Source organism: Nioella nitratireducens (assembly GCF_001879715.1).
GTDB classification, from domain to species: Bacteria; Pseudomonadota; Alphaproteobacteria; order Rhodobacterales; family Rhodobacteraceae; genus Nioella; species Nioella nitratireducens.
The window spans coordinates 114988-127054 of the sequence record NZ_MNBW01000008.1 but is presented as its reverse complement, the minus strand read 5'-3'; the positions used below and the strand labels follow the sequence as shown (position 1 = coordinate 127054).

General features: G+C 63.8%; 8 protein-coding genes. 3 read left to right on the top strand and 5 right to left on the bottom strand.

Going from position 1 to position 12067, the window contains the following annotated elements; translation table 11 throughout:
* Positions 1-75: 75 nt before the first annotated feature.
* The gene (locus tag BKY27_RS09830; RefSeq protein ID WP_071674298.1) at positions 76-453 is read left to right on the top strand and encodes a hypothetical protein; all 378 of its coding nucleotides are present in this window, start codon (positions 76-78) and stop codon (positions 451-453) included.
* Positions 454-565: 112 nt separating this feature from the next.
* Here BKY27_RS09830 and BKY27_RS09825 read toward each other — a convergent pair whose 3' ends face one another.
* The 4 genes from BKY27_RS09825 to BKY27_RS09810 all read right to left on the bottom strand — a co-directional run bounded on the left by BKY27_RS09825 (position 566) and on the right by BKY27_RS09810 (position 5341).
* On the bottom strand, positions 566-1741 hold the full coding sequence (locus tag BKY27_RS09825) for an acetyl-CoA C-acyltransferase family protein (protein ID WP_071674297.1): 1176 nt from the start codon (positions 1739-1741) through the stop codon (positions 566-568).
* 70 nt (positions 1742-1811) lie between these two features.
* Positions 1812-2258 (bottom strand): MarR family winged helix-turn-helix transcriptional regulator, encoded by a 447-nt coding sequence (locus BKY27_RS09820; RefSeq protein WP_071674296.1) that lies wholly within the window; start codon positions 2256-2258, stop codon positions 1812-1814.
* A gap of 217 nt (positions 2259-2475) precedes the next feature.
* The gene (gene serA, locus BKY27_RS09815; protein ID WP_071674295.1) at positions 2476-4071 is read right to left on the bottom strand and encodes a phosphoglycerate dehydrogenase; all 1596 of its coding nucleotides are present in this window, start codon (positions 4069-4071) and stop codon (positions 2476-2478) included.
* 115 nt (positions 4072-4186) lie between these two features.
* On the bottom strand, positions 4187-5341 hold the full coding sequence (locus tag BKY27_RS09810) for a phosphoserine transaminase (protein ID WP_071674294.1): 1155 nt from the start codon (positions 5339-5341) through the stop codon (positions 4187-4189).
* A gap of 267 nt (positions 5342-5608) precedes the next feature.
* Between BKY27_RS09810 and BKY27_RS09805 the strand changes: the two genes are divergently transcribed.
* Both BKY27_RS09805 and serB read left to right on the top strand, forming a co-directional pair.
* Positions 5609-6457, top strand: a complete 849-nt coding sequence (locus tag BKY27_RS09805; RefSeq protein WP_071674390.1) for a c-type cytochrome — start codon at positions 5609-5611, stop codon at positions 6455-6457.
* Positions 6458-6523: 66 nt separating this feature from the next.
* A complete protein-coding gene (gene serB, locus BKY27_RS09800) occupies positions 6524-7402 on the top strand; it encodes a phosphoserine phosphatase SerB (RefSeq protein WP_071674293.1) in 879 nt (292 codons plus the stop codon).
* Positions 7403-7492: 90 nt separating this feature from the next.
* On the opposite strand, the gene gltB is transcribed toward serB, so the two are convergent.
* Positions 7493-12031 (bottom strand): glutamate synthase large subunit, encoded by a 4539-nt coding sequence (gene gltB / locus BKY27_RS09795; protein ID WP_071674292.1) that lies wholly within the window; start codon positions 12029-12031, stop codon positions 7493-7495.
* Between the last annotated feature and the right edge of the window lie 36 nt (positions 12032-12067).

Genomic DNA, 12067 nt, shown 5'->3' with positions numbered 1-12067 from the left:
AAACTCAGCGCTTAGGTTGATTGTCATCGGCGGACGAAACGCCCGCCACCACAATCGCACCGAAAGGAAAGACCCATGAAATCCATCGTTCTTGCAACCGCAGTCGTCGCATCCCTCGCAGCCCCCGCCTTTGCCTCCGAGCAACTGGCCCAGTCGGTTGGCGTTCAGCCCGGCCAATACACCACCGCCGAACTGATCCGCCTGGAAGACGCCATTCAGCGCAACGACCACCAGACCATCGCCTTCATCATGAACGGCGGCGGCAACCCCACCGACCCCTCGGTCGCCTACAACGCCCGCCTGCGTCAGGCCGTGGAAGACCAAGACCCGCAGATGGTCGCCTTCCTGCAAAATTCGGGCACCGAGGTGATCTCGTCCCAAGGTCGTGGCGAAAACCCCGTAGCACAGCAGATCTTTGCCCGCATCGCGGCAGAGTCGGCTGAAAACGACTAACGGATTTGCGCGATCCCGTCCGGCGGGGCGGTGTCTCTCCCCTGTCTCGCCGGACCCAAAAACCCCCGTTGCCGCACTGGCACCGGGGGTTTTTCAGTCACCAACGGGCGGGTTAGAGCCGTTCAATGGCCAGCGCGATACCCTGCCCGCCGCCGATGCACATGGTAATCAGCGCCTTGGACCCGCCAATCCGCTCCAATTCGTACATCGCCTTGACCACGAGGATTGCGCCGGTGGCCCCCACGGGGTGGCCCAGCGCAATCGCGCCGCCATTCGGGTTCACCTTGGCGGGGTCGAGGCCCAACCCCTTGTTCACCGCCAACGCCTGCGCGGCAAAGGCTTCGTTCGACTCGATCACGTCGAAATCGGTAACCGACAGGCCAGTGCGCCTGAGCAGGTCTTCCACCGCAGGCACCGGGCCGATGCCCATCACCTCGGGGCGCACACCGGCATGGGCATAGCCCAGCACCCGCGCACGCGGTTTCAACCCCGCCGCCTCGGCCGCTTCGGCGCGCGCCATGACAATCGCTCCGGCCCCGTCATTGATGCCCGAGGCATTGCCCGCCGTCACGCTGCCATCCTTCTGAAACACCGGCCGCAGCCCGGCCAGCTTTTCAAGGCTGGTCTGCTTGGGGTGCTCGTCCGTGACGAAATCCACCATGTCGCGTTTTACCTTGACCTGCACCGGCGCGATCTGCTCGGCAAAGCGGCCCTCGGCGATGGCCTTGGCGGCCCGCTCCTGGCTTTCCATGGCGAAGGCATCCTGCGCTTCGCGGCTGATGTCATGCTCGGACGCCACGTTTTCGGCCGTCACCCCCATATGACCGGTGCCGAACGGGCACGACAGCGCCCCCAGCATCATGTCTTGCGAACTGGCATCGCCCATCTTCTGGCCCCAGCGTGCAGCGGGCAGGATGTAAGGCGAGCGGCTCATGGTCTCGGCCCCGCCGGCCAGGCCGAACTCGGCGTCTCCAAGCATCAGGCTTTGAACCACCGACACCACGGCCTGAGCACCCGAGCCGCACAGCCGGTTCACGTTCATCGCGGGGGTGCTGTCGGGAATTCCCGCCTGCATCGCGGCGACGCGGGACAGGTACATATCCCGAGGTTCGGTATTGATCACATGGCCAAAAGCCACATGGCCGACCTGCTTGCCATCGACGCCCGCCCGCTCCAGTGCGGCCTTGGCGGCAACGGTGCCCAGCTCGATCGGCGGCGTTGCGGCGAGCGCGCCGCCAAAGGTGCCAATCGCCGTCCGAGCCCCGGACAGGATCACGATATCGGTCATTTTCAATCCTCCTTGGTTGCGGCCCCCCCCATGGGGCGGGCCGACATGCAAATTCCCCTTGAAGGATAGCCTAACCCCGTTCGTCCGGCTCTGCCATCAACGCCGTTACGGCATGGCGGAAACTCTCGGCACTTTCGCCCAACCGGTCCATCACCTCGGCCTCATAGGCCCGCGCAATGGGGGTCAGCGCCGCCAGCATGTCGCGCCCCTTGTCGGTCAGCGCCAGAACCACCAGCCGCCGGTCGGTGGCCGAGGACTGCTTTGTCACATACCCTTCCGCACCCAAGCGTGCCACCGCGCGGCTGACCTTCGACTTGTCCAGATGCGCCCGCGCCGCGATTTCGCGCACCGAGACCGAAGGTTGCTGGCTGAGATGCGCCACAACCCGCCATTCGGCCCGGCTGAGGTCAAACATATCCCGGTAATGGCGGGCGTAATCCTGACTCACCTTCTCGGCCACCACGGCCAGTTGGTAGGGCAGGAAGGTTTCCAGAATGAACGGGTCGTCACGCGTCATCCCAATAGGTTGAGCGGAAACCGCATGGGCCTGCAAGCCCGAAACGGTCGGTGTTTGATCCCATCACCCTTCTGTCGGCGCCGCAATGCGCCAGGACAGAACCGCTATTTTCGGGCTTCGCGCCTGGTCAGATAGGAAATCTGTCCGAACAACGGGCGCGCCGGGGATGGGAACTGGCCAAAAGCCCCGGCGCGGATAGCCGGGGCTTTCAAAGGAGTCAGGCGGCGTCGAACTGCATCGGCGCAACTTGGCGGAACATGCCGGTCTGGCGCAGCTTTTCCAGCACATCCGCAGGGGGCTGTGCATCCAGGTACAGCAGCGCGATGGCCTCGCGCCCGGCACCCGACCGCCCGAGGGTAAAGTTGGCGATGTTCACGCCGTTTTCACCCATGGTCTGGCCAAGCGTCCCGATAATGCCCGGAATATCGTCATTCGTGGTGTAGAGCATATGCGCCCCCACCTCGGCGTCGATATTGATGCCCTTGATCTGGATGAAGCGCGGCTTGCCGTCCGAGAACACGGTGCCCGCGATCGAACGGGTGCGTTCCGGCGTGACCACTTCCAGCCGGATATAGCCCTCGAAGGCCCCGGACTTGTCCTGCGTGGTGGTGGAAATCTCGATCCCACGCTCGCGCGCGATGACCGGCGCCGACACCATGTTCACATCCGGGTTCACCGCCTTCATGATCCCCGCGATCACGCCACAGTTCAGCGCCTCAAGGTTCAGATCCTTGGCGACCCCGTTATAGGTGATGCGGATTTCGTCGATGGCCTCGGTGGTCAACTGGCCCACGAAGCTGCCAAGATGCTGGGCCAGTTGCAGCCACGGCCCCATGACCTTGGCCTCTTCTGCCGTCACCGACGGCATGTTCAGCGCGTTTTGCACCGCACCGGTCAGCAGGTAATCGGCCATCTGCTCGGCCACCTGCAACGCCACGTTTTCCTGTGCCTCGGTCGTTGCCGCGCCCAGGTGCGGGGTGCAGACCACGTTGGGCAGGTCAAACAGCGGGTTTTGCGTCGCGGGCTCTTCCGCGAATACGTCAAACGCCGCACCGGCCACGTGACCGGATTTCAGCAGTTCGGCCAGCGCAACCTCATCCACCAGACCGCCGCGCGCGCAGTTGATGATACGCACGCCCTTCTTGGTCATTTCGAGGTTCTCCTTGGACAGGATGTTCCGCGTCTGGTCGGTCAGCGGCACGTGCAGGGTGATGAAATCGGCCCGGCGAAGCAGCTCGTCCAGCTCTACCTTTTCCACGCCCATCTTGTCGGCCTTCTCTTCCGACAGGAAGGGGTCGTAGGCGACGACCTTCATCTTCAGGCCACGGGCCCGGTCACAAACGATGCCGCCGATATTGCCCGCGCCGATCACACCCAGCGTCTTGCCGGTCAATTCGACCCCCATGAACCTGGATTTTTCCCACTTGCCCGCATGGGTCGAGGCGCTGGCCTCGGGGATTTGGCGCGCCACGGCGAACATCATCGCAATGGCGTGCTCGGCCGTGGTGATCATGTTCCCGAAGGGGGTGTTCATCACGATCACGCCTTTCTTGGACGCGGCGGCCTTGTCGACATTGTCGGTGCCGATCCCGGCGCGTCCGATCACCTTGAGGTTGGTGGCCGCTTCGAGCAGTTTTTCGGTCACCTTGGTGGCCGAGCGGATGGCAAGACCGTCATACTCACCGATCTTGGCAAGCAGCGCGTCCTTGTCCTTGCCGAGGCCGGGTTCGAAATCGACCTCGATGCCGCGATCGCGGAAGATCTGGACGGCGGTTTCAGACAGTTTGTCGGATACGAGAACTTTGGGGGCCATGGTGTTTGGTCCTTGGTTGAGGGTCCGATCCGGTGTCATCCCCATGAAAACGGGGATCTCATGGACCGGAGAAATCTGGGGAAGGCCCCCGCTTGCGCGGGGGGGGCAATCTTGATCAGGCGGCTTCGGCCTGTGCGGCGATCTCGGCCTCAAAGGCCCATTCCAGCCACGGCAGCAGCGCCTCGATATCCGAGGTTTCCAACGTCGCGCCGCACCAGATGCGCAGCCCGGCGGGGGCATCCCGGTAGGCCCCGATATCCAGCGCGATACCTTCGGCCTCCAGCCGCTTGGCCACGGCCTTGGCGAAGACAGCGCCATCTGCGATGCGATCATCGGTGAATTTCACGCACACCGAGGTGTTCGACCGCGTCGCCGGATCTTCGGCAAGGTTCGCGATCCAGTCATGCTGGTCGCAGAAATCCCAGATCGCCTGCGCATTGGCATCGGCCCGCGCTTTCAACGCGTCCAGCCCGCCGATCTGACGCGCCCACTCCAGCGCGAACAGGTAATCTTCCACGCACAGCATCGACGGCGTGTTGATCGTCGCACCGGTGAAAATCCCGTCAATCAGCTTGCCGCCCTTGGTCAGGCGGAAGATCTTGGGCAACGGCCATGCGGGGGTGTAATTTTCCAGTCGCTCAACCGCGCGGGGGGACAGGATCAGCATCCCATGCGCCGCTTCGCCGCCCATCACCTTTTGCCAGCTGAAGGTGGTCACATCCAGCTTGTCCCACGGCAGATCCTGCGCAAATGCAGCAGAGGTCGCATCACAGATCGTCAGACCATCGCGGTCCGCCGGGATCACGTCGCCGGTCGGCACACGCACACCAGAGGTCGTGCCGTTCCAGGTGAACACCACGTCGGTGTCATAATCCAGCGCCGCCATATCGACGATCTGGCCATAGTCGGCGGTCTTTACCTCGGCGTCGATTTTAAGTTGCTTGACCACATCCGTGACCCAACCGGCGCCAAAGCTCTCCCAGGCCACCATGGTCGCCTTGCGTTCACCCAGCAGCGACCACAGCGCCATTTCCACGGCGCCGGTGTCGGACGCGGGCACGATGCCGATCTTGTAGTCTGCGGGAATACCGAGGATCTCTCGCGTGCCTTCAATCGCGGCCTTCAGCTTGTCCTTGCCGATCGCGGCACGGTGGCTGCGGCCCAGGGGCGCGTCCTTCAATGCATCAACAGTCCAGGTGGGGGGTTTGGCACAGGGGCCAGAGGAAAAACGCGGGTTGGCCGGCCGCGTTGCCGGGGTGTTCGTTACCATCGCTGGTATCCTTCCAGATAAGCGCCCCTCGTTGGGGAGGGGTGTCCCACGGATGGAGATACGGCCAGTCCCCACGCCGCACAAGTCGGAAAATAACACCAAACCGTCGCAATCCCGAAAATCTGCGGCGCCCCTGTCCACCATCGGAAACCCGGCCCCCCGCCCAGTCATCCGACGTCCTCGATGGAATCGCTGATCCGTGGTATCCTTGGCCCGGTGAACCCACGCGAACCTGCCGATGGGCCACAGAACATGGGGGGAATGACCATGACACGACTCTCAACCGCGGCGCTTGCCGCCCTTTTCTGCACCACCACATCGCTCGCGGCCCAAAGCGCCGATCTCTTGGCCCGTGGCGAATACCTCGTCACCGGGCCGATGGGCTGCGGCAACTGCCATACACCTATGGGCCCCGAAGGCTTTATCGACTCGCAGGCGCTGGCCGGGCGCCTGGTCGAGCAAAACGACATGTTCACCGCCATCTCGGGCAATATCACCCCGGGCGGCGAAGTCGCCGACTGGTCCGACGCCGAACTGGCCCGCGCCATCCGCGAGGGCATCCGACCTGACGGGTCGCTGATCGGGCCGCCGATGCCGTTCACCTTTTACCGCCACCTCTCGGATACCGACGTGGCGGCCATCGTTGCCTATCTGCGCACGGTGCCCGCCGTCGAAAACGATCCGGGGGAATCGACCTACACCATGCCTCTGCCACCCGCCTACGGGCCGCCGGTGAACAGTGTCGCCGACATCCCCCACGGGGTGACGGTAGACTATGGCGAATACCTCGCCGGGCCCGTCGCCCATTGCATGGAGTGCCACACCCCAATGGGGCCGCAAGGCCCGATGATCGACACCGACCTTGGTCGCGGCGGGTTCGAGTTCCACGGTCCGTGGGGCATGTCCGTCGCGCCAAACCTGACCAGCAGCGCGGATGGGCTGGCGGGCTATTCCGACGCCGAGCTGGGCCAGATGATCCGCACCGGCACCCGCCCCGATGGCAGCCCGATGATGCCGCCGATGCCCTACGGCTTCTTCGCCAACATGACCGATGACGACCTCGCCGCGATCATCCTCTACCTGCGCAGCCTGCCGCCGCTGCCCGACGCCGGCTGAGGCACTGGCAATCGACGGCCCTCCGTGGTTTATGCGCGTGCAAACGCTCACCACGGGGGCCTGCCCATGTTCGTCGCCACGCTTCTCACCAACCCCGCCACACCGCGCCTTTCGCCCGCACTGGTCGAGTCGCTGCGCAACGCGTGGGGTGGCGGCGATGCCCAATGGCTTTCGCCCGACGTGGCTGCCGAATTTTCGCTCGCCCAAATCCCCTCGAACCGCTGGGACGTGTGGGACAGCCTGCAAGCCGAGGGCGTCGATCTGGTGATCCAACCCGCAAAGGGCCGCCGCAAGAAGATGCTTCTGGCCGACATGGACTCGACCATGATCCAGCAGGAATGCATCGACGAACTGGCAGACGAGGCCGGGGTCGGCGAGCGGGTGAAAGACATCACCGCCCGCGCCATGAACGGCGAGCTCGATTTCGAGGGCGCGCTGACCGAACGCGTCGGTCTGCTCAAGGGACTGCCCGAATCCGTCATCGCGCAAGTGCTGGCCACCCGCATCACCCACATGCCCGGCGCCAAGACCCTGCTGGCCACGATGAACGCGCAAGGCGCCTATGCCGCGCTGGTCTCGGGCGGGTTCACCGCCTTCACCGCGCAAGTGGCCACTGATCTGGGATTCGATGAAAACCGCGCCAACACGTTGCTGGCGGAAAACGGCACCCTGACCGGCGACGTGGCGCGCCCCATCCTTGGCCGCGATGCCAAGGTGCAGGCACTGAAGGACATCACCGCGCGGCTTGGCCTCGTCCATGCCGACGTGATCGCCGTCGGCGACGGGGCCAACGACTTGGGGATGCTGGGGCTCGCAGGCACAGGCGTGGCGCTGCACGCGAAACCCTCGGTGCAGGCCGAATGCGAGATCCGGGTGAACCACGGCGACCTGACCGCGCTGCTGTACCTGCAAGGCTACGCCGACGAAGAGTTCACCAACGCCTGATCCCCGCGTCGGGTGGGGTTTCACCCCCCCAACGCCCTAGAATGCAAAACGGGCCCCGAAAGGCCCGCTTTCCTTGATCCTGTCGTTGGCTTACTCCGCCGGAACCGCCTGATCCTCGATCCCCAGCGGGTGGGAAATCTTGTTCAGCATCTCTTTCGGACAAATCTGAAGGAAGTTCCCCTTCTCCTCGTCCCAATGTTGCAGGATTTCCCCCGCCTTGCGCGATCCGGTCTCGGCGGCGTGGCGTGCGATCAACCCGTGCAACTGGTCTTCCCAGTGATCCACCGTGACCGGGCAGGTCACCAGCGTTTCCAGGTTCATGTTTTCCAGCGCCGCGCCCTCGGGGTCATACAGATAGGCCATGCCGCCCGTCATCCCCGCCCCGAAATTCGCCCCGATCGCGCCAAGGATCACCGCGACACCGCCGGTCATGTATTCACACCCGTTGGAGCCGCAGCCCTCGATCACCACCTTGGCACCAGAGTTCCGAACGCCAAACCGCTCCCCGGCCCGGCCAGCGGCGAAGAGGTAGCCGTCGGTCGCACCATAGAGCACCGTGTTGCCGATGATCACGTTCTCATCCGCCTTCAGCGGGCTGACCTGCGCGGGCCGCACCACGACAGTGCCCCCCGACAGGCCCTTGGCCACATAGTCATTGGCATCGCCCGACACTTCCAGCTTCAACCCCGGTGCCGCGAAGGCCCCCAGCGACTGCCCGGCCGATCCTTCCAGCTTTACCGTCAGGTGATCGGGCTGCAACGCGTTGCGCATCCCGAAATTCTTGACGATATGGCTGCTCGTCCGGGTGCCGATGGTGCGCAGCGTGTTCTGAACCGCGTAGGAAAGCTGCATTTTCTCGCCATCCTCAAGGAACCGATGGGCATCCTTGACGATCTGCGCATCCAGCGTGTCGGGCACCGCGTTGCGGGCCTTGTAGCGGTCATAGACGATGTCCTGCGCCCCATCCACGGTGATCAGCAGCGGGTTCAGGTCAAGGTCATCGAGATTCGCCGCGCCCCGGCTGACCTGAGTCAGCAGGTCGGCCCGCCCGGTCACCTCGTCCAGCGACCGCGCGCCGATGCTGGCCAGCAATTCCCGCACTTCCTGCGCGTAGAAGGTGATCAGGTTCACAACCTTGTCCGCCGAGCCGGTAAACTTGTCGCGCAGGCTTTCGTCCTGCGTGCAGACGCCCACCGGGCAGGTGTTGGACTGGCACTGGCGCACCATGATGCAGCCCATGGCGATCAGCGCGGCCGTGCCGATGCCGTATTCCTCGGCCCCCATCATCGCGGCCATGACGATATCGCGCCCGGTGCGCAGCCCACCGTCGGTGCGCAGGGTCACGCGGCTGCGCAGGTTGTTCATTGCCAGAACCTGATGCGCCTCGGTCAGACCCATTTCCCACGGCAGGCCAGCGAACTTGATCGAGGTCGCCGGGCTGGCCCCGGTGCCGCCATTATGGCCCGAGATCAGGATGATATCCGCCTTGGCCTTGGCCACGCCGGCGGCAATCGTGCCAACGCCCGAGGACGCCACCAGTTTCACCGTTACCTTGCAGCGCGGGTTGATCTGCTTGAGATCGTAGATCAGCTGCGCCAGATCCTCGATCGAATAGATATCGTGGTGCGGCGGTGGCGAAATCAGCGTCACGCCCTTGGTCGAGTGGCGCAGCTTCGCAATCAGGTCAGTCACCTTCATGCCGGGCAACTGGCCACCCTCGCCGGGCTTGGCGCCCTGGGCCACCTTGATTTCCAGCTCTTCACAGGCCAGCAGATATTCCGCCGTCACGCCGAACCGGCCCGACGCCACCTGCTTGATCTTGGCGCTGGCGTTGTCGCCATTGGGTTCCGGCGTGAAATCGTCCGGGCTTTCGCCACCCTCGCCGGAATCCGACTTGGCGCCGATCCGGTTCATGGCAATCGACAGCGTCCGGTGCGCCTCGGGCGACAACGCGCCAAGGCTCATGCCCGGCGTCACGAACCGCTTGCGGATCGAAGTGATCGACTCGACCTCTTCAATCGGCACCGGCTTGCCAAGCGGCTTGATGTCCAGAAGGTCACGCAGGTGGATCGGCGGGTTCGACCGCATCTTGGCCGAATACTGCTTCCACATCTCGTAAGACGCGGTGTTACAGGCCATCTGCAACATGTGCATGGTCTGCGCTTCCCACGCGTGCTTTTCACCCGACCGGCGCGCCTTGTAAAAGCCGCCGATGGGCAGAATGTCGGTCTGACTCAGCCAGCCTTGGGCGTGCACCTCTTCGACCTTCTTTTGCAGCCCGCTGACGCCGATGCCGGAAATTCGGGAAATCATGCCCGGGAAGAATTCCGCCACCATTGCGCGCGACAGGCCCACGGCTTCAAAGTTCAGACCGCCCCGATAGGACGAAATGACCGAAATCCCCATCTTGGCCATGATCTTGAGCAGACCTTGGTCAATGGCCTTGCGATAGCGCTCCATGGCCTCGGTCAGGCTGCAATCCAGCAGCCCACGCTCGATCCGGTCGGCAAGGCTGTCTTGCGCCAGATAGGCGTTCACGGTGGTCGCCCCCGCGCCGATCAGAACCGCGAAGTAATGCGGGTCGATGCATTCGGCCGAGCGCACGTTGATCGAACAGAAGGTGCGCAAACCCTGCCGCGTCAGCCAGCTATGCACCGCACTGGTGGCAAGGATCATCGGCATTTGCACACGCTCTTCACCCTGATCCCGGTCGGTCAGCACGATATGGCTTGCGCCCGACCGCACGGCATCTTCGGCCTCGGTGCGGATACGATTCAGCGACTCGCGCAAGGTGCCGCGCTCTCCGCCCGCATCAAAGGTGCAGTCGATGGTCACCACGGCCTCGCCGAAATGCTCCTGCATGGCGTCAAATTGCGCATTGGTGACAAAGGGGCTTTCCAGCACCAGAATCTCGGTCTGGCTGCTGTCCTCGTCCAACACGTTCTTGAGGTTGCCGAACCGCGTTTTCAGGCTCATCACCCGGTATTCCCGCAAGCTGTCGATCGGCGGGTTGGTCACTTGGCTGAAGTTCTGGCGGAAGAAGTGGCTGAGCGGACGATAGGTTTTCGACAGCACCGCAGACGGCGTGTCGTCACCCATCGAGGCCAGCGCCTCTTTTCCGTCCTCGGCCATCGGCGCAAGGATCTGCTCCAGCTCTTCCATGCTGTAGCCCGCCGCGATCTGCCGCTTGCGCAGCTCGGCGCCCTGAAATTGCGGCGCTTCGGTCAGGCCCTCGGTCTCTTCGCCCAGATCGGTTATCTTGCCGACCCAATCACCGAACGGACGGGCGGCGGCCAGCGCATCCTTGATCTCGGTATCGTGGTAGAGCTTGGCCTCGGCCATATCGACGGCAATCATCTGGCCGGGGCCAAGCGCGCCTTTCTCGATGATGCTGGCCTCGTTGACCGGCACCATGCCCGCTTCGGACCCCGCGATCAGCAGCCCGTCCCCCGTCACGACATACCGCATCGGGCGCAGGCCGTTCCGATCAAGACCGGCGCAGACCCAGCGGCCATCGGTCATCGCCAGCGCGGCGGGGCCGTCCCACGGCTCCATCACGCTGTTGCAATAGGAATACATGTCCTGCCACGCCTGCGGCAGTTCGGTCGAGGATTTCGACCACGCCTCGGGCACCAGCATCGTCTTGGCCATCGGCGCATTGCGCCCCGCGCGCACCAGAACCTCGAACACCGCATCCAGCGCCGCCGAGTCCGACGACCCCCCCGGCACGATCGGTTTGATGTCTTCGCCCAGATCGCCGAAATAGGTCGACGCCATGCGGATCTCGTGGCTCTTCATCCAGTTCAGGTTGCCCTTCAGCGTGTTGATCTCGCCGTTATGGGCCAACATGCGGAACGGCTGCGCCAGCCACCACTGCGGGAAGGTGTTGGTGGAATAGCGCTGGTGATAGATCGCAAAGGCGCTTTCAAAACGCTCGTCCTGAAGGTCCGGGTAAAACTCGCTCACCTGTTCGGCCAGCATCATGCCCTTGTAGATGATCGACCGGCAGGACAGGCTGGCAAGGTACAATTCCTTGACGCCAGCGGCGGCGGCGGCCTTTTCGATCCGGCGGCGGATCACGTAAAGCTCGCGTTCGAACGTTTCCTCGTCCACCCCCTTGGAGTTGGAAATCAGGATCTGTTCGATCTCGGGCCGCGTCGCATTGGCCTTTTCGCCCAGGCAACTGATATCCACCGGCACATGGCGCCAGCCATAGATGTAGTAGCCCATCCGCAGAACTTCCGATTCCACGATGGTCCGACAGGTTTCCTGCGCCCCGAAATCGCTGCGCGGCAGGAACACCTGCCCCACGGCGATCAGGTTGTCGATGTCCGGCTCGTGCCCGGTGCGGCGGATCTGGTCATAGAAGAACGGCACCGGGATCTGCACGTGAATGCCCGCACCATCGCCGGTCTTGCCATCGGCATCCACCGCGCCCCGGTGCCAGATCGCCTTCAGCGCGTCGATCCCCGCCTCGACAACCTGTCGGCTCGGCTTGCCGTCCAGCGACACCACCAGGCCCACACCGCAAGAGGAATGCTCTTCCTCCTCGATATACATGCCGTTCTCGGCCATCCAACTGCGCTTGGCCTCTTCGGCGGCGACCCAGTTTGCATCATAGTTGGTCATTGAGGCTCTCCTTCTACGGACCGGGCGGGCGTCTTG